We start from the raw sequence: 18,787 nt of genomic DNA, 5'->3' as shown, positions 1-18,787 counted from the left end.
CTGTTCGGTCCTACGGGCTGACTAGCCCAGCGCCTGTGCCAGGTCGGCCAGCAGGTCGTCGGCGTTCTCGATGCCGACCGACAGGCGGACCAGGTCGCCCGGGACCTCCAGGGCCGAGCCGGCCACCGAGGCGTGGGTCATGCGGCCCGGGTGCTCGATGAGGGACTCGACGCCGCCGAGGGACTCGCCCAGGGTGAAGATCTTGGTCCGGTCGCAGATCGCGACGGCCTCCTCCTCACCGCCGGTGACGCGGAAGGAGATCATGCCGCCGAAGTTGCGCATCTGCTTGGCGGCGATCTCGTGGCCCGGGTGCTCGGGCAGGCCCGGGTAGAGGACCGTGTGGACCTTGGGGTGGCGGGACAGCATCTCGGCAATCTTGCCCGCGTTCTCCGCGTGCCGGTCCATGCGGACGGCCAGCGTCTTGATGCCGCGCAGCACCAGCCAGGAGTCGAAGGGCCCGGCCACCGCGCCCATGGCGTTCTGGTGGTAGGCCAGTTCCTCGCCCAGCGCCGCGTCGGCGGCGACGAGGGCGCCGCCGACCACGTCGGAGTGGCCGCCCATGTACTTGGTCAGCGAGTGCACGACCACGTCCGCGCCGAGCGCGAGGGGCTGCTGGAGGTAGGGGGACGCGAAGGTGTTGTCCACGACCAGCTTGGCGCCGGCCGTCCGCGCGATGTCGGCGACGACGGCGATGTCCGTAATGCCGAGCAGCGGGTTGGAGGGGGTCTCCACCCAGATGACCTTGGTCTTCGGGGTGATCGCCGCGCGCACCGACGCCGGGTCGGAGGTGTCGGCTACCGACCACTCGACGCCCCAGCGGGAGACGACCTTCGCGAAGAGGCGGAAGGTGCCGCCGTAGGCGTCGTTCGGGATGACCACGTGGTCGCCCGGGGAGAGCAGCGTACGCAGCAGGCAGTCCTCGGCGGCGAGCCCGGACGCGAAGGCGAGGCCGCGCCGGCCGCCCTCCAGCGCCGCGAGGTTCTCCTCAAGCGCGGTACGGGTCGGGTTGCCGCTGCGGCTGTACTCGTAGCCGCCGCGCAGTCCGCCGACGCCGTCCTGCTTGTACGTGGACACCTGGTAGATCGGGGGCACGACCGCGCCGGTCAGCGGGTCCGCCGTATTGCCCGCGTGGATGGCGCGGGTCTCGAAGCTCTGGTGCTCGTGGCTGTCGTCGCTCATGGCCCCGATGCTAAGCGGTCTCGGGGAGGTGGGGTGCGCTTCCGCGTCGTCCGGTGCGGTGCCTCGGCGTGCTGCCGCATCTCCCGCGTACTGGACGTACTCGGGTGATGCGGCAGTGCGGCGAGGTGCCGTGCCGGGCGGCGCGGAAGTGTGCCCCACCTCCCCGAGACCGCTTGTGCCCCGTCCGGGCCCTCCGCGGCCCCGCCTCCGGGGTGCACGGAGGGGGTCGCGGACCAGGTCGCGGGGGGCCTCGGCCGGAAGACCGTTTCGCGCCCTCCTTTGCCTCCTATTGGCCATTCCCGGGGTGGGTCTGGTTCGCTGGGGGGATGGAGATTCTGTGGTTCCTGCTCGCGATGGCCCTGCTCTTGGCAGCCGTCGGACCGATCCTGCGGCGCAGGCGCGGCGGACTGCGCCTGGTCACGCCCGGGAGCCCGGACGCCGCCGACCCGGCGGACTACGGATTCGCCCTCCAGGAGGAGCTCGACATCCGGATCCCCGGGCCCGACCAGGACCTGATGGACGCCCTCGACCACGTGCGACGGACCGGCCAGTGGCAGGCCGCTTCCCAGTTGCTGGCCGGCACCGCCCGGGACGGCGAGGTGCGCTGGCAGCGCGTCCAGGCCTTCGCCGGCTCGGCGGCGCTGGAGCTCTCCCAGGAGCCCGGGGCCGGGGCCGGGTGGCTGAAGGCGTGGCGGCTGGAGGCCCCGAAGGACGCGGGCGGCGCGCAGGTGCACGCCGAGCTGCTGGCGCAGCAGATGTGGCGGCGCCCGGAGGGCATGAGCGAGGCCGACGTACGGATCATCGCGGAGGAGGCCCGGGAGTCCTGCCGGAAGGCCGCGCTGCTGGCCCCCGGCGACCCGGTCCCGTACATCATCGAGCTGTCCGTGGCCCGCATGCTGCACTACTCGGAGCCCGAGTACGACGCCCTGTGGGCGAAGATCATCGACCGGGCGCCGCAGCACATGGGCGCGCACCTGGCGGCGCTGAACTACTGGTGCGAGAAGTGGCACGGCTCCCGGGAGAAGGCCGACGCCTTCACCCACTACGCGGCGGCCCGCGCCCCGCAGGGCTCCCTGCTGGCGGCGCTCCCCCTCTTCGCGCTGTACGAGCACGTCCCCGACGTCGTCCTGATCCGCAGCTTCCACCAGAGCGCGTCCGTGACCCGGGCGGTGGAGGGCGCCCTGTACGCCGTCCACACCGCGCGCCCCGACGACCCGATGCTGGCGCACGTACGCCACCTGCTCATCCTCTTCCTGGTCGGCGGCGAGCGCTGGTCGGAGGCGATGGACCAGATCCGCCACGTCGACGGCTACGTGGGCGCCCTCCCCTGGTCCGCAGACCCGGACCCGGCTGCCTCGTACGCGATCTACCGCGCCCTGGCAGTGGCCGGCTACGAAGCCAACGGCGGCTCCCCGGCAACCCTGCCGCACTGACGGCGGCCGGGGCAGTACGAGAAACAGGGAATCCCGGCCCGTCGTCCGCCGTTATCGGTAGACCACAAGGAGGGAATCCATGTTCTCGTACCGCCGCACGCCCGAGCTCCCCACCCGCGAGGAAGCCCTGACCGGCCGCGCGGAGCCGCTCTTCGGGCTGCCCGCCGTGCACACCGTGCTCGGCAACCCCCTCGCGGGCCCGTACCCCGCCCACCTCCAGGTCGCGGACTTCGGCCTCGGCTGTTTCTGGGGCGCCGAGCGCAAGTTCTGGCAGACCCCGGGGGTGTGGACCACCCTGGCCGGCTACCAGGGCGGCTTCACCGAGAACCCGACCTACGAAGAGGTCTGCTCGGGCGGCACCGGCCACACCGAGGTGGTCCGGGTCGTCTTCGACCCCTCCCTGGTCTCCTACGAAGCCCTGCTGAAGCTCTTCTGGGAGTCCCACGACCCCACCCAGGGCTTCCGCCAGGGCAACGACGTCGGCACCCAGTACCGCTCGGCGGTCTACACCCACTCCGCCGCCGACCAGGCCACCGCGGAGGCCTCCCGCGAGGCCTACCAGCGCGTCCTGACCGCCTCCGGCTACGGCACGATCACCACGGCCGTCCTCCCGGCGTCGGAGCGCCCGTTCTGGAACGCGGAGGCGTACCACCAGCAGTACCTGGACAAGAACCCCGGCGGCTACTGCGGCATCGGCGGCACGGGCGTCTCCTGCCCGATCGGCGTGGCCCGCGCCGACGGCTGAGGCCGAGAGCCACGTACGAAGGAGCCCCGGCCCCCGCGCGTCGCGGGAGCCGGGGCTCTGTCGTGTTCCGGGGGCGTCAGCTCGCCGTGAAGTAGCCGAGGAGGTCGGTGATCACGTGGTTGGGGCCGCCGTAGCTGTTGAAGATGCTCACCTTGCCGCCCGTGCCGACCGGGGAGATCACGTGGTTCGGGACCGTGAGGCCCGGGAGGGTGTTCAGGCTGCTGGCTCCGGGGAGCTTGCCGCCGTAGCCGTACGCGGTCAGGAAGCCCGGGGCGGTGGAGTCGGTGGCGGTGATGTTGAGGACCGCGCCGATGGCGTTGGCCGGGAGGCCGGAGAGGGTGGTCGTGGCGCCCGGGGCGACCTTGCCCGTGGTGCGGGTGTCCGCGAGGCGTTTCGGGACGACGGGCGTGAAGAGGGCCTTGCCGTCCTTGCCGTAGTAGCCGACCGCGTCAAGGATCAGGTGGGTGGAGCCGGAGTTGGTGAAGAGGGTGATGGCGCCGTTCGGGCCGACCGGGACGATCGCCTGGTTCGACTTGTCCTTGCCCGGCTCCACGTTCAGGTTCGAGGTCGCGGGACGCTTCGCCGGGTCGGGGTAGGCGATGACGTGCGCCTGCTCCTTCGCGCCCGTGCTCGTGAGGTTGAGCGCGACGGCGGTGGCGTCCGCCGGGATGCCGTTGACGCCCGCCACCTTCACCGTGCGGGTCTTGCCGCCGGGCAGCGCACCGCTGGTCGTACGGGTGTCCAGGACCCGGGTCGGGGCGAGCGGGGAGAAACGCTGCCCGATGTTCGGCTGGTAGAAGCCCACGAAGTCCACGATCAGGGAAGCCCGGCCCGAGTTCAGCTGCGCCTGGATCTTGCCGTCGGCACCGACCGGGACGGTGACCGTGTTGGCCGAAGTGCCGCCGGCAGCAACGTTGAGGTTCGAGGTCGCCGGACGGGCCTGCCCCGAAGGCCAGATACCGAGGTGAGTGTCCTCGGTGGCGCCGGTGACCGTGACGTTCAGGACCACCGAAGCCATGCCGGCCGAGAGCTCGTGCCCCGGGATGGCGGTTGAGTTGGGCAGCCGCACCGGGATCGGATTCCCGCCCTGGACGGGGGTGTTGGTCGTGCGGGTGTCCAGCAGCCGGAAGGGCTCGGTGGCAACGTAACCGGACGGTGCATAACGGGCCTTGACGGTCTTGGCGACCGTGGACTTCGCGCCCTTGGAGTCCTGGAGGGTCAGCGTCACCCGGTAATCGCCGGGCGACTTGTAGGAGTGCCATGTTCTGGACAGGTCGTCACTGTGAACGGTCGCGCCGTCGCCGAAGTCCACGTCCATGCTCGTCACCGGCCACGGCGCCGCGGTGGCCGCCGTATCGACCAAGATGCTCAGCGGGCCGGGGCCGTCCAGGGGGTCGGCGACCGTCGGCAGGTACGGCTCGGCCGTGAACGCGGCGGTCAGCGGGCCGGCCGGGGCCACCTTGGTGTATCCGTAGCCGGAGACCTCTTTCCCGACAGCGTTGATCGCCGTCACCTTTACCTCGCAGGCACACGGTGTGCTGTACACGTGCTCCGCGGTGGTCGCCTTGGTGGCCACCAGGGGCGTCCCGTCACCGAAGTCGTAGCGGTAGGTGAGTGCGGCGGCCCAGGAACTCGCCGCCTTCGCCGTCGCCCTCACCTTGGTGCCGACGGGCGCCCATGCCGGTGCGACGTCCAGCCCGACGCCGCTCAGGTCGTCCTGGGTCTCGTACGCCCCCCGGTCGATGTAGCCGCCGTTCTTGCCGGAGTTGGGGACCCGCGGATCGTCGGCGGTGGGCTTCCCGTAGTAGTCGTCGGGGATCACGCCCGGCGCCGTCGGGTCGCCCGAGTCGATGGTGGGAGAGCCGTCCTTCGGGCCGACCGCCTCGAAGTCCGGGGCCAGGATGTCGTGTGCGCCCTGGCCCGTTGCGGCCGTGAACGCCGCCGGGGTCGGGTAGGCCGTGCCGGCCCACGTGTAGGGGGCCATCTTGACCACGGGGCCGGTGATCACGTTGTAGTCGGCCCGGACACCCGCCGCCGCGTTCGCCGCCACCAGGATGCCGGTGCGCGGCACGGGCGACGTGCAGCGGACATCGTCCCAGGTGACGAACACGTTGTTGGACACGGAGGAGCCCGCCGAGGCGCCTCTGACCGCGAGGGCCGCCTCGCAGGCGGTGACGAACGTGTTGTTGGTGACGGCGGTACCGGGGGCGTCCGCCACGGTGACGGCCGTCTTGTTGGTCAGGCCGCCGATGGCGTTCCGGCCGAGTACCGTGCCCCGGGCTCCGCCGTCGATCCAGACACCGCTCAGGTCGCTGCGGGTGACGCGCACGTCCGTGCTTCCCTCGCCGACTACGAGGCCCTTGAGGTCCGCGCCGACCCCGACGTTGAGCCGGTCGAGCTCGATGTCGCCGGAGCGCACGACCTTGGTGCCTCCGCGGACCTGGAGCTTGCGGATCACCACGTGGGAGGCCCCGTCGACGGTCAGGCCCTTGTCGAGGTAGGAGCGGAAGTTGTTGCGCCCTTCCGTAACGGCGAAGGTGATCGGCTTGCCCGGTTCTCCCGAGCGGTCGATGGTGACCTCGTCGGGGTAGGTCGTGTCCGGCGCGATCCACACGGTCCGGCCCGGCTGGACGACCTTCGCGGCCGCCGATATCGAGCAGAACGGGGCGGCCTTCGTACCGGCACCGCCGTCAGAGCAGTGGGAGCCTTCCGCACTGTTCACGTACAGGTCGGCCGGGTCCGCGGCGGCCGCCGCGGTGGCCGGCAGGCCGAGGAGGGTGACGAGGCCCACGGTGAGCAGGACCGTCCTACGGGTAGGGCGCACGGGGCAGAGTTCCTTCGGCGGAGAAGCGCGGGGGAAGGACCAAAGGACACGGAGCCGCACACGGCTGCCCGGCCGTTCCCCCCTGCAACGGTCGGGCACACACTGATCCGTAAGTCTCCGAGCATCATCCACTGCCGTGAACCCGCTGTCACCTCCGATAATTCGCCGCCATTACCCCATATCCACCCACCGGAGGGGGCCCGCATCGACTCCGGTGGCCTCCCTCAGACCACCGTCACCCGCGCCGCCGCCCACGAGGTGTGGTCGAAGGCGGAGTTCGCATTGGCGTCCTCGACCACCAGGTGGAGGAGCCGCACCCCCCGTACGTCCACGTCGAGCGCCGTCGGCCCCGAGGCACCGGTCAGGACGCCCGTCGTGGCGAGAATCCGCCCGTCGCCGCGCACGGTGGCGCGGGTGGCTCCGGACGCCGACTGCTTCTTCGAGAAGTCGTCGATGCCGACCAGGGTCGTGAAGCGGTTCCCGCGGCCGCCCAGGTGGTAGACGATCTCCGACGGGGCGTGCACGCCGAGGCCCTTCGCGTACGTGACCCCGCCGAAGGCGATCGGGGTGCCGTCGCCCGCCGCCTGTTTGCCGTTGGAGCGGTCGATCTCCACCGGGCCCCAGCCGTTGGCCGCCGAGACCCAGGGGAGGTCGCTGAGGTAGCCGTCCCGCGTGGGCGGGGCGGGCAGCGGGGCGTACGGGGCCTGCGCGGTGAAGGCGGAGCCGCCCGCCGTGGCCGACGCGGTGAGGGTGGTGGCGGCGGCCCCCGGCGGGGCGGTCAGGGTCCACACCGTCGTCAGGGCCGCCCCCGGGGCGAGGGAGGCCGCCGCGACCGGGCCCGCGGGGGTCGCGGTCCAGCCCGCCGGGACGGTCAGGGAGACCCGGGCGTCGGCCCAGGGGCGGGCCGTTCCGTTGGCCAGGGTGGTGGTGAGCGAGCCGGCGGACGGGGAGGCGGTCGTGGTCAGGCCCCAGGGGCGGCGGGCATACACGTCGGCCCAGGAGGAGCGGAGCAGGGTGGTGAGGGAGGCCACCACCGCCGGGTTCGCGGCGGCCACGTCGTGCTTCTCGGCGAGGTCCGCCGTCAGGTCGTAGAGCTCGAACTGCCACTGCGCGTCCGGTACGGTCCGGTCCCGCGCGGGGGCGAACCGTACAGCCTTCCACCGGTCCTTGCGGATGGCCTCCGCGACCTGCTTCGCCCGGCCGCCGTCCTGCGTGTTGGCCCGGCTGGTGACGCCCTGCTCGTCGCGGTACCAGTACAGGTGGTCGTGGACCGGGGCGAGCGCCGGGGCGCCGTTCAGGACCGGGGCCGCCGAGAGCCCGTCGGTGTCGGAGGGTGCCGGGGCGCCGCCCGCCAGGTCGGCGAGGGTGGGCAGGAGGTCGTAGAGGGGGGTGGGGCGGGCGCTGGTGGTGCCTGGGGCGATCCGGCCCGGGGACCAGGCGACGAGGGGGACGCGCACGCCGCCCTCGTAGAGGTTCCGCTTGTAGCCGCGCAGCGGGCCGTTGGCGTCGAAGAGGTCCGGGTTCACCCCGCCTTCCTCGTGCGGGCCGTTGTCGGAGGCCACCAGGACCACCGTGCGCTCCGCGACGCCGCGCGCCTTCAGCCGGTCGACGATCGCGCCGACCTGCGCGTCGAGGAGGCTGATCTGCGCCGCGTGCGACTTGTTCGCCTGCGTCCAGGACCGGTCGGCGTAGGCGCCGGCGTCGGGGATCTCGCTCGGGGCGTGCGGGAGGTTCGGGGTGAGGAAGAGCAGGAAGGGGGCGGGGCCGGCGGCGTGGGCGTCGATGAAGCCGAGGGCGCGCGCGGCGATCGCGTCGGGGGCGAAGGTGCCCGCCGGAACGGTCTCCTTGGCGTGGCCGTTCCACAGGTACGCCGGGTAGTACTGGTGGGCGTGCCCGTGGTCGATGTACCCGTAGAACTCCTCGAAGCCCCGCGCGCCCGGGTGGCTGGGCTGGTTCCCGGCCTCCGGTCCGAAGCCCCACTTGCCGAAGAGGCCCGTACGGTAGCCGCGCGCCCGGAGCACCTCCGCGAAGGTGGTGTCACCCGCGCCGAGGCTGCCCTGGCCGCCGCCGGAGGGGTTGGCCCGGACGGCGGCGTGGCCGGTGTGCAGGCCGGTGAGCAGTGCGGCGCGGGAGGGGGCGCAGACGGCGGCCGCGGAATAGGCGTCAGTGAACCGGAGCCCCTCGGCTGCGAGTTGGTCGATGCGCGGGGTGGTGATCAGCTTCTGGCCGTACGCGCCCAGGTCCCCGTAGCCCAGATCGTCGGCCAGGATCACCACGAGGTTCGGCGGACCCTCCGTCCCGGCTGCGGCCGCCTGCGCGGGCTGGACGGCCTGCGGGAGGGCCGCGAGGCCGACGGCGGCGGCCGCGGAACCCGCGAGGAAGTGGCGGCGGCTGGACATCTCGAACTCCCCTGCGGCTGAAGGCTGATGGGAAGATCGTCCGCGCGGACGGCCGCCGAGACCATGCACGGGGCATGAAAAGCGTGTGACGGCGGCCCCCGGGGGGCGATGTGCACCCCGGGGGCGCCGTCAGGCACCCGTCAGACGGCCGTCAGGCACCCGTCAGACGGCCATCAGGCACTCGTCAGGCGGCCATCAAGGACTCGTCAGATGGTCGAGGTGTCGATGACGAAGCGGTAGCGGACGTCGCCCGACTGGACGCGCTCGTACGCCTCGTTGACCTCCTCGGCGCGGATCAGCTCGATGTCGGCGCCGAGCCCGTGCTCCGCGCAGAAGTCGAGCATCTCCTGCGTCTCGGCGATCCCGCCGATCATCGAGCCGGCCAGGGTCTTGCGGCCGCCGATGACGGAGAAGAGGTTCAGCGAGACCGGCTCCTCCGGGGCGCCGACGTTCACCAGGGCCCCGTCCACCTTGAGCAGGCCCAGGTAGGAGTCGAGGGCGAGCGGTGCGGAGACGGTGGACACGATCAGGTCGAAGCGGCCGGCCAGCTCGGTGAAGGTGGCCTCGTCGTTCGTGGCGTAGAAGTGGTCGGCGCCCAGCTTCAGCCCGTCCTCCTGCTTGCGCAGGGTCTGCGAGAGGACCGTGACCTCGGCGCCGAGCGCGTGGGCGATCTTGACGCCCATGTGGCCGAGGCCGCCCAGGCCGACGACGGCGACCTGCTTGCCGGGGCCGGCCTGCCAGTGCTTGAGCGGGGAGTAGAGGGTGATGCCGGCGCACAGGAGCGGGGCGGCGATGTCGAGGGCGAGGCCGTCGGGGATGCGGACGGTGTAGTTCTCGTCGACGACGAGGTGCGTGGAGTAACCGCCGTACGTGGGCTCCCCGTTCTTGTCGAGGGCGTTGTACGTGCCGGTCATGCCCTTGGCGCAGAACTGCTCCTGCCCGGCGAGGCACTGCTCGCACTCGCGGCAGGAGTCGACGAAGCAGCCGACGCCCACCCGGTCACCGACCGCGAACTTGGTGACCTCGGGGCCGACTTCGGCGACGACACCGGCGATCTCGTGGCCCGGGACCATGGGGTAGATGCCCTCGCCCCAGCCGTCGGTGACCTGGTGGATGTCGGAGTGGCAGATGCCGGCGAACTTGATGTCGATGAGGACGTCGTGCGCGCCGACCGGACGGCGCGGGACGGTGGTGCGTTCCAGCGGGGCCTTGGGCGCGGGAGCGGCGTAGGCGGCGACCTGGGTGACGGACACGATGGGGCTCCTCGAAAGACTGCTGTGCGGGACCGCGGTGCGGACCGCGGTGCGGACCGCGGTGCGGACCGCGGTGCGGGACTGCTGTGTGGTCACAGCCTGCCTTCCGCCGCCCCGGACACCCATCCCCCTGCCCTGCCTAGGTCTGGCGGACCTACCCTTGGCGGGGTCAGGCTCCCGCCCCCGTCGCACGCCCCCGCGCGGTGATACTGGGGTAATGGACCAGCTTGATCAGCGAGCCGAGCTCGGCGAGTTCCTGCGCTCCCGGCGCGCCCGGCTGCGCCCCGAGGACGTGGGACTGCCCGACTACGGGCGCCACCGCCGGGTCCCCGGCCTGCGCCGCGAGGAGCTGGCGCAACTGGCGGGCGTGTCGGTCGCGTACTACACGCGGCTGGAGCAGGGCCACGGCCAGAACGTGTCGGCGGAGATCCTCGACGCCATCGCGCAGGCCCTGCGCCTGGACGGCACGGAGCGCGCGCACCTGAGCCGCCTGGCCGGCCCCAAGCCCCGCAGACGCCGCCAGGCCCCGCGCCCCCAGCAGGTCCGGCCGGAGCTGCGGACGCTGCTGGACGCGATGGACGGCGTACCGGCGTACCTGGTCGGGCGGCGCCAGGACGTCATCGGCTGGAACCGGCTGGCCGCGGCGGTCTTCGGCGACTTCGGGACGCTCCCGGCGCAGGAGCGCAACCTGGTGCGGCTGGTGTTCCTGGACCCGGCGACGGCCGAGCTGTACGCGGAATGGGAATGCCGGGCGTGCGAGGTGGTGAGCAATCTGCGCGTGTACGCCGGGCAGTTCCCGGACGACGAGCGGCTGTCCGCGCTGGTCGGTGAACTGTCCGTCAAGAACGAGGAGTTCCGCCGGCTGTGGGCGGCCCACACGGTGGCGGACAACAAGACGCACGGCGTCAAGCGACTGCGCCACCCGCTGGTCGGCGAGCTCCTGCTCTCCTTCGAGACCCTGGCCCTCCCCGACGACCCGGCGCAGTTCCTGGTCACCTACCACGCGGCCCCGGGCTCCCCCTCGGCCGACGCCCTCAGCCTGCTCGCCTCCTGGTCCGCGCCACCCGCCTCCCCCGACCGGGACCGGAACCAGGACCTCGACCGGGAGCACGCCCCGGGTCCCGTCGAGGAATCCGCCCCGTAAGACACCGCCGGGGCCCCGGCTACAGCTTCAGCTGGAAGTACCCGACCCCGCGTTCGCGCCGGTAGCCCAGGGCCTCGTTGACCGCGAGCATCGGGGTGTTGTCGTCGGCCACCGAGGTGGCGATGGTGCGCAGGTCCGGGTGGAGGGTCGCCGCCTCCGCGAGCATGCGGAGCTTGACCGCGCGGCCGAGGCCGTGGCCCCGGTGCGCGGGGACCACCACGGTGTCGTACTGGAGCGCGCGCGGGACCGCCGGGTCGAGGAGGACCAGTTCCGTGTAGGCCGCCACCTCGCCGTCCGGGGTGACGGCGGCGACCGTGGTCAGTGCGCCTCCCCGGTCCAGGATCTTGCGGTGCGCCGCGTGCAGCCGCTCCGCCGTCCAGGTCTGGATCTGCTGGTCCAGCTCCCCCATCGGCGCGTCCTCCATCGCGCCGTGGGCGACGGCCACGGCCTGCGCCCGGTCGTCGGGCACCAGCCCGGGCCAGCAGTGCAGCTCATAGCCGCGCGGCGTGGACGCGGCGGACACGGACCCGGACCCGCCCTGCCCCGCCTGCGCCGCCTGCGCCGCCTGCGCCGCCTGCGCCGCCCCCTGCACCCACCGTGCCTCGCGCACGTCCTGGACGTACCAGGCCATCGACAGGACGTTCTCGAACCCCACCGACTCCGCGAACGCCTGCCCCGGACCCCCCAGGTCCACCTCCGCCGCGACCGAGGTCCGGCCGTCCGCGAGCAGCTCCTCGCGGACCCGCGCCCACAGGGCCGCTCCCACACCGCGCCGCCGCGCGTCCGGCCGTACGGTCAGCTCGTCCAGGAACGCGGTGTGGTCGTTGCTGCCGTCCGTGAAGAGGACCAGGGAGGCGACCGCGTCCTCCGTGGCCCAGTGCAGCGAGCGCCCCCGCGCCGACGGCACCCGCAGCGCTCCGGCCACCTCCGTCCGGGAGGGCGGCGGAGTCCCCGGCAGGTCGGCCGTCCGGGCGGCGGCCAGGACGGCCCACCAGTGGTCGACTTCGGCGTCGGTCGGGGGCACGGAGAGCGCGGTGATCGTCATGCTCCGGACCCTAATCCGGAGCGCGGCGGGGTGCTCAGGCGTTTTCGGTGACGGTCACCTTCCCCCGGCGGATCGTCGCCACCCGCGGGGCCCGCTTCGCGAGCGCGCTGTCGTGGGTGACCATGACGAAGGTCAGGCCGTGTTCCTTCCACAGCCCTTCGAGCAGTTCCATGACCTCGTCGCGCATGGACTCGTCGAGGTTGCCGGTCGGCTCGTCGGCCAGCAGCACCTTCGGCCGCTTCACCAGCGCCCGTGCGATGGCCACGCGCTGCTGCTGGCCGCCGGACATCTCCCCGGGCAGGTGGCCCATCCGCTCGCCGAGGCCCACGGAGTCCAGCGCCTCGGCGGCCCGGTCGCGCCGCTCGCGGGCCTTGAGTCCGAGCGGGACGAGGGCCGTCTCGACGTTCTCCTGAGCGGTGAGCGTCGGGATCAGGTTGAAGGACTGGAACACGAAGCCGATGCTCTCCGCGCGGACCCGGGTGAGGCGGGATTCGGAGACGGTGGCGAGGTCGAGTCCGTCGAGGACGATCTGTCCCGCCGTCGGGCGGTCCAGGGCTCCGAGCATCTGGAGCAGGGTGGACTTGCCGCCGCCGGTGGGGCCCTGGATGACGAGCCGGCCGCCGTCCTCGATGGTCAGGTCGACGCCGGCGAGCGCGTCGATGGATTCCTTGCCGCGCTGGTAGCGCTTGGTGACACCGGTGAGCTGGTACATCTCTGGTTGGTTCCCTCGGGTTGCGGAGCGGGGGGACGGGCGGGCACGCGGGCCGGCAGGCGGACGCGGGGCTGCACACACGGACACGAACACGAACACAGACACAGCCGTACGAGCCTGCGGGCCGCGGGCTATTCGACGCGGCGCAGTGCGTCCGCCGGCCTCAGCCGGGAAGCGCGCCACCCGCCGAAGCCGCCTGCGATCAGTCCGCCCGCGACGGCGAGCGCGACGGCCAGGCCGATGGTGGAGAGCGAGACGGGCGCGGTGAGCGCGATGTCGAGGGCCTTGCCGGCGCCCTGCTGGGCGGAGCGCATCATCCCGCTGCCCCCGCCCCCGCCCCCGCCGCCCGGGCCTTGGAGCCGGCCGGCGCCGCCCGCGAGCTGCGCGGTCAGCTGCGGGCTGATCGCGGTGATGGCGTACGCGGCCGCGAGCCCGAGGCCGATGCCGAGCGCACCGCCGATGAGGCCGTTGACCAGGGCCTCGCCGGCGACCTGGCCGGTGACGCGGCCGCTCTTCCAGCCGAGCGCCTTGAGGGTGCCGAACTCGCGGACGCGCCGGGACACGGCGGAGGAGGTCAGCAGGCCGGCGACGAGGAAGGCGGCGAGGAGGACCGCGTACGAGAGCCAGGTGCCGACGGTGGAGGCGAGGGAGGCGGCGGTGGAGAGCGAACCGGAGACGGTGTCGGCGAGGTCGGCCGAGGTGGTGACGGTGGTGTCCGGGACGTTCTTCTGGATGGCCTGCTTGACGGAGCCGATCGCCTGGGAGTCCTCGGCCTGGACGTAGACCGTGGTGATCTTGTCGGGGGTTTCGGCGAGGGTCTGGGCCTGCTTGAGCGGGACGTAGACGTTGGCGGCCGCGTCGCCGCTGTCGGCGGTGGCGATCCCGATCACCTTGAACTTGGCGTTCTTGATGGTGACTTCGGAGTCCAGGGCGAGCTTGTTCTTCGTGGCGTAGGCGCTGTCGACGACGGCGACGGCCGCGTCGGTCTCGCCGGCCGCGAAGGTGCGGCCCGAGGTGATCTTGGAGGTGGTGAGCGGTCCCAGTTCGGGCCGGGTGACGTCGGCGCCGTAGACGGAGAAGGAGTTGACGTCGAAGTCGGCGCCGCCGCCCTCGACCGTGCCGCCCGTGCCGCCGGTGGCGCCGCCGGTGGCGCCCGGCTCGGCGGCCGCGCCGCCGCCCGTTTCGCCCTCGGCGCGCTTGAACTCACCGCGCTTGAACTGCCCGTTGACCTTCATCACCTGGAGGCTGAGGCCGCCGACGGCCTGTGCGACGCCGGCCTGGCCGGACACCTTGTCCACGGTCGCGGCGTCGAGCGTCTCGAAGCCCTGGGGCATCACGAGGTCGCTGCTCTGCTCGGCCTCGGCGTTCGCGTCGCCCTCGCCCTTCGCGTCGAACCTGAACCGGGGGCGGGCCGCGGTGTCGCCCTCGGCGGGCGGGGTCTGGGCCTTGGTGACGGTCATGTCCGTGCCGAGGCCGTAGAGCGACTGGAGGACCTTGCCCTGGGCCTGCGCCATGCCCGCCGAGACGGAGGTGACGACGATGACGAGGGCGATGCCCAGAGCGAGTCCGGAGGCGACGACGAGCGCCGCCTTCCGGCGTCGGCGCAGCTCGCGCCGGAGGTAGGTGAAGAACATGCGGCCGAAATTAGGCAGCACCCGTGACGGCCGGATAAGCCGTCCATAAGAGTCGGATGAGAACGCAAAGCCACAGGTCACACACAGGAACACGCACACGGACACACGCACGCACACGGGAGCACGCGCGCGCAGCCGGACGCACAGACGGACGCACAGACGGACGGCGGGGAGCCCCCTGGCCGGGGCTCCCCGCCGTCCGTCGCGGGGTTCAGCTGTCGTCTCGGCGCGTCAGACGGCCGCGCCCGCCTTCCACTCCGCCCAGTTCATGTTCCAGCCGTTGAGGCCGTTGTCCGGCTTGATGGTCTTGTCCGGGGAGTTGACGACCGTGACGACGTCTCCGATGAGGGAGTTGTCGTAGAACCAGGCCGCGGGCTGGCTCGGGTCGTTCGCGCCCTTGGCGTCGTTCAGGCCGACACAGCCGTGGCTGGTGTTGGCACTGCCGAAGACCGAGTCCGCACCCCAGTAGTTGCCGTGGATGAAGGTGCCCGAGGTCGACAGGCGCATCGCGTGCGGTACGTCCTTGATGTCGTACTCGCCCTTGCCGTCGTCGTCCGTGAAGCCGACGGTGGCGCCGTTCATCCGGGTCTCCTTGAACTTCTCGGAGATCACCATCTGGCCGTTGTACGTGGGGTTGGCCGGGGCGCCGGCCGAGATCGGGATGGTCTTGAGGACCGCGCCGTCACGGGTGACCGTCATCTTCTTGGTCTTCGCGTCGACCGTGGAGACCTGGCTCCGGCCGATCTTGAAGGTGACGGTCTTGCTCTGCACGCCCTGGATCCCGGGGCCGCCCTGGACCCCGTCCAGCGCCAGCTTCAGGGTGACGGTGGAACCCGCCTGCCAGTACTTCTCCGGGCGGAAGTCCAGCCGCTGCGTGCTGAACCAGTGGCCCACGACCTCCTGGCCGCTGCTGGAGGTGACGGTGATGGCCGCCTGGACGGCCTTCTTGTCCTTGATCGACTTGTCGAAGGTGATCGAGACCGGCATGCCCACGCCGACGGTCTGGCCCGCGTCCGGGATGAAGGAGCCCACGAAGCTGTTCTGCGGGGAGACGGTGGTGAAGGAGGCGTTCTCGTGCGCCTCGCGGCCCGCCTCGTCCTTCGCGGTCGCCGACAGCGCGTACTTGGTCGAGCGCTTCAGCGCGCCGTCCGGCTTCCAGCTCTTGCCGTCGGCGGCTATCTTGCCCGGCACCGCCGTGCCCTCGGAGCTCTTCAGCTCGACCTGGGTGAGCGTGCCCTCGGTGACGGCCACGTTGGCCGCGTCGTTCAGGCCGACGTTGGCGGCGCCGTCCTTGGGCGTGATGGCTATCTTCGCCTTGGAGGCGTCCTTGGCCGCAGCCGCGTCCACGTCCGCCTGCGACTTGGGCGACGCCTCCCCGCTGGCCTGCGGCGTCTTCCCGCCGTCGCCGTCGTCGCCGCCGCATCCCGCGAGCACCAGTACGCCGCCGAGTACGGCGGATATGGCCACCAGGGACCTTCTCCGCCGCTTGCTGTCCGTCCTCACACGCCACTCCATCGTTGCCGGAACCCCGAATTCCCCGGCAGGGGGCATGACCCCCCTGCCTATCCTGACAACGCATAACACCCCGAGGTGCTGCCACATTCCGTTGGGATGTGGTCAACCCCACCGTCAGGCGTTGTCAGTCTCTTCGTCGAGGTCCCCATCTTCCTCGTCGAGGTCCCACTCCATGGACTCGGGGTCGTATTCCACGGGCTCGCTGCTCCAGGAGGCCTGTGCGAGCTCCACGCCGGGGATCTCCGCGACCAGGTCAGTGGGGTCCACCAGGTAGGCCAGGGCCTCCGACTCGTCCTCCCGGACGGCCGCCTCGGCGTGGCCGCGCTCCTCGTCCGGCATGAACTCGTCGGCCTTGATGTGCGCGAGGGCGGCTCCGGTGAGCGCGTCCACGTCCGGCACTTCAAGGACCAAATCCACCCGAAGGCGTACGTATCGTGAGGTCTCAGAAGGGTTCATACGACGGAGAGTAATCCCGTGGCGGCCCCGACTTTCCCACGACCCGCCCCTTTCCGTAGCATCACCGCACGGGGCCAATTCGCTGCTGCCACAAGGGGGATCGCACCGTGTCCGCACGCCGATCAACAGTCACCGCTCTCGGAGCGACCACCCTCCTCGCCGTCCTGTGGTTCGTCCCCTCGGCCAACGCCACCGCGCCCGAGCACGCGAAGGCCGCCTCCGGCGCGCCCGCCGCCGCGAACACCCAGGTCCAGGCCGCCTCCGCGACCGGTCCCGCCCTCGAGCTCGCCGACACGGGCGGCGTCGACACCACGCCCTACCTGCTCGGCGGCACGCTCTTCCTGAGCGCCGGGGCCGGCTTCGTGGCCTTCTCCGTACGCCGCTCGCGCACGGCGTAACGGCGGCCGGACACGCGGAAGGGTGCGGCTCGGGGGCCATCCCCGAACCACACCCTTGTTTACTCGACTATCTACTCGACCCGTTCGCCTCAGGCGAGGGGGCCGGTGACGGCCTCGACGGCGTCCACGAGTGCACCCGAACGGACGAAGGCGTCCGCGGCGGCCAGGTCGGGCGCGAGGAAACGATCCGGCCCGGGACCCTCCACACCCGCCGCACGCGCCGCCGCGATGGCGGCCCGGCTGGCCGGCGCCGGGGTGAGCCCGTGGCGCAGCTCGATGGCGCGGGTGGCCGCGTACAGCTCGATCGCGACGATCCGGGTGAGGTTGTCGACGGCGGTACGGAGCTTGCGCGCGGCCGACCAGCCCATCGAGACGTGGTCCTCCTGCATGGCGGAGGAGGGGATCGAGTCGGCGGAGGCCGGAACCGCGAGCCGCTTCATCTCACTCACGAGTGCGGCCTGCGTGTACTGGGCGATCATGAGCCCGGAGTCCACGCCGGCATCGTCCGCGAGGAACGGCGGCAGGCCGTGCGAGCGGTTCTTGTCGAGCAGCCGGTCGGTGCGCCGCTCGGCGATCGACCCCAGGTCCGCGGCGGCGATGGCCAGGAAGTCCAGGACGTACGCGACCGGGGCGCCGTGGAAGTTTCCGTTGGACTCCACGCGCCCGTCGGGCAGCACCACCGGGTTGTCGACGGCGGAGGCCAGCTCGCGGGAGGCGACGAGGGCGGCGTGCGCCATGGTGTCGCGGCCCGCGCCGGCGACCTGCGGGGCGCAGCGCACGGAGTAGGCGTCCTGGACGCGCGGGGCGGACTCCTCCTGGAAGTGCCCGGTGAGCCCGGAGCCCTTCAGGACGGCGGCCATGTTCGCGGCGGAGGCGCCCTGGCCGGGATGCGGGCGGATGGCGTGCAGCTCGGGCTGGAGCACCTTCTCGGTGCCGAGCAGCGCCTCCAGCGTCAGCGCGGCGGTGATGTCGGCGGAGGTGTACAGCTTGCCGAGGTCGGCGAGGGCCATGACCAGCATGCCGAGCATGCCGTCGGTGCCGTTGAGGAGGGCGAGGCCCTCCTTCTCGCGGAGCTCGACGGGGGCGATCCCGGCCTCGGCGAGCAGCTCCCCGGCGGGCCGCACGGTCCCGTCGGGACCCTCCGCGTCACCCTCGCCCATCAGCGCGAGCGCGCAGTGCGAGAGCGGGGCGAGGTCGCCCGAGCACCCCAGCGAGCCGTACTCGTGCACGACCGGGGTGATCCCGGCGTTGAGCACGTCGGCCATCGTCTGCGCGACGGACGGCCGGACGCCGGTGTGCCCGGAGGCGACGGTCTTCAGCCGCAGGAACATCAGCGCGCGCACGACCTCGCGCTCGACGCGCGGGCCCATGCCGGCGGCGTGCGAGCGGACGATGTTGCGCTGGAGCTGCGCGCGCAGCTCGGGGCTGATGTGCCGGGAGGCGAGCGCCCCGAACCCGGTGGACACCCCGTAGACGGGCTCGGGCTTCGCGGCGAGCGCTTCCACGATCTCGCGGGCCCGTCCGAGCGCGGCGACGGCCTCGCCGGAGAGCTCGACGCGGGCGTTGCCGCGGGCGACGGCGATCACGTCTTCGGCGGTGGTCCCGGACGTTCCCACCACGACAGTGTGCATATCCATATTCAGCAGCGTACGGACTGAATCCCTCCATGTCACTCCTTCTTGACGCGCAGCTCGCACCGCTACGCGGGCATCGCCCCGCTGCGCCGGACTCCGTCCGGCAGTGGCTGGGCGGGGTTGCCGCCACTGCCGTCCCGGCGTGGGGCCCGGTGGGCGGGTGCGACTGAGTGGGCCCTGCGGGGCTGGGTCCCCTACCCGCCCTTCGCCCGTTCCCCGGGGCTCCGCCCCGGACCCGTTGCCGTGCGCGGCGCCGTTGCCGGGGGCCAGCCCCCGGGCCCCCGCGCCTCAAACGCCGGCGGGGCTGGGGATGGCTGAAGTTACCTCCGGGCAATCCAGCACACGCTGCGCTCCGCGTGCCGGCCAAATCCAGCCCCGCCGGCGTTTGAGGCGCGGGATCCGGGGCATTTCAGCCG

At 72.3% G+C, this 18,787-nt stretch carries 14 protein-coding genes; 4 read left to right on the top strand and 10 right to left on the bottom strand.

Annotated elements, in window-relative coordinates:
• Positions 1-21: 21 nt before the first annotated feature.
• Positions 22-1,179 carry a cystathionine gamma-synthase gene (locus tag AC061S_RS29555; RefSeq protein ID WP_250751601.1) on the bottom strand — a complete coding sequence of 386 codons (1,158 nt, stop codon included), beginning with the start codon at positions 1,177-1,179 and terminating at the stop codon, positions 22-24.
• Between the two features lie 326 nt (positions 1,180-1,505).
• On the opposite strand from AC061S_RS29555, the gene AC061S_RS29550 reads away from it, so the two are divergent.
• Both AC061S_RS29550 and msrA read left to right on the top strand, forming a co-directional pair.
• Positions 1,506-2,612 (top strand): hypothetical protein, encoded by a 1,107-nt coding sequence (locus AC061S_RS29550; RefSeq protein ID WP_478688947.1) that lies wholly within the window; start codon positions 1,506-1,508, stop codon positions 2,610-2,612.
• Positions 2,613-2,691: 79 nt separating this feature from the next.
• Positions 2,692-3,357 (top strand): peptide-methionine (S)-S-oxide reductase MsrA, encoded by a 666-nt coding sequence (gene msrA / locus AC061S_RS29545; RefSeq protein WP_478688946.1) that lies wholly within the window; start codon positions 2,692-2,694, stop codon positions 3,355-3,357.
• A 76-nt stretch (positions 3,358-3,433) separates the two neighbouring features.
• On the opposite strand, the gene AC061S_RS29540 is transcribed toward msrA, so the two are convergent.
• The 3 genes from AC061S_RS29540 to AC061S_RS29530 form a co-directional block, all read right to left on the bottom strand.
• The gene (locus AC061S_RS29540) at positions 3,434-6,181 is read right to left on the bottom strand and encodes a PKD domain-containing protein (protein WP_478688945.1); all 2,748 of its coding nucleotides are present in this window, start codon (positions 6,179-6,181) and stop codon (positions 3,434-3,436) included.
• Positions 6,182-6,405: 224 nt separating this feature from the next.
• Entirely contained in the window at positions 6,406-8,580 is a 2,175-nt protein-coding gene (locus AC061S_RS29535) for a sulfatase family protein (protein WP_478688944.1), read from the bottom strand.
• 206 nt (positions 8,581-8,786) lie between these two features.
• Complete coding sequence (locus AC061S_RS29530) at positions 8,787-9,833, bottom strand: NAD(P)-dependent alcohol dehydrogenase (protein WP_478688983.1); 1,047 nt, start codon at positions 9,831-9,833, stop codon at positions 8,787-8,789.
• 217 nt (positions 9,834-10,050) lie between these two features.
• Between AC061S_RS29530 and AC061S_RS29525 the strand changes: the two genes are divergently transcribed.
• A complete protein-coding gene (locus tag AC061S_RS29525) occupies positions 10,051-10,977 on the top strand; it encodes a helix-turn-helix transcriptional regulator (protein WP_478688943.1) in 927 nt (308 codons plus the stop codon).
• 19 nt (positions 10,978-10,996) lie between these two features.
• Here AC061S_RS29525 and AC061S_RS29520 read toward each other — a convergent pair whose 3' ends face one another.
• The 5 genes from AC061S_RS29520 to AC061S_RS29500 all read right to left on the bottom strand — a co-directional run bounded on the left by AC061S_RS29520 (position 10,997) and on the right by AC061S_RS29500 (position 16,339).
• Positions 10,997-12,022, bottom strand: a complete 1,026-nt coding sequence (locus tag AC061S_RS29520) for a GNAT family N-acetyltransferase (RefSeq protein ID WP_478688942.1) — start codon at positions 12,020-12,022, stop codon at positions 10,997-10,999.
• Positions 12,023-12,056: 34 nt separating this feature from the next.
• A complete protein-coding gene (locus tag AC061S_RS29515; protein WP_266880775.1) occupies positions 12,057-12,734 on the bottom strand; it encodes an ABC transporter ATP-binding protein in 678 nt (225 codons plus the stop codon).
• 131 nt (positions 12,735-12,865) lie between these two features.
• Positions 12,866-14,368 carry an ABC transporter permease gene (locus AC061S_RS29510; protein ID WP_478688941.1) on the bottom strand — a complete coding sequence of 501 codons (1,503 nt, stop codon included), beginning with the start codon at positions 14,366-14,368 and terminating at the stop codon, positions 12,866-12,868.
• Positions 14,369-14,599: 231 nt separating this feature from the next.
• Complete coding sequence (locus AC061S_RS29505) at positions 14,600-15,883, bottom strand: L,D-transpeptidase (protein WP_478688940.1); 1,284 nt, start codon at positions 15,881-15,883, stop codon at positions 14,600-14,602.
• A gap of 114 nt (positions 15,884-15,997) precedes the next feature.
• The gene (locus AC061S_RS29500) at positions 15,998-16,339 is read right to left on the bottom strand and encodes a hypothetical protein (RefSeq protein WP_478688939.1); all 342 of its coding nucleotides are present in this window, start codon (positions 16,337-16,339) and stop codon (positions 15,998-16,000) included.
• 107 nt (positions 16,340-16,446) lie between these two features.
• On the opposite strand from AC061S_RS29500, the gene AC061S_RS29495 reads away from it, so the two are divergent.
• Positions 16,447-16,737, top strand: coding sequence for a hypothetical protein (locus tag AC061S_RS29495; protein WP_478688938.1), 291 nt, complete (start codon positions 16,447-16,449; stop codon positions 16,735-16,737).
• Positions 16,738-16,826: 89 nt separating this feature from the next.
• On the opposite strand, the gene hutH is transcribed toward AC061S_RS29495, so the two are convergent.
• A complete protein-coding gene (gene hutH, locus AC061S_RS29490) occupies positions 16,827-18,368 on the bottom strand; it encodes a histidine ammonia-lyase (RefSeq protein WP_243340698.1) in 1,542 nt (513 codons plus the stop codon).
• Positions 18,369-18,787 lie beyond the last annotated feature (419 nt).

The organism is Streptomyces sp. CA189 (assembly GCF_056428985.1).
This window is presented reverse-complemented; position numbering and strand designations above follow the sequence as displayed.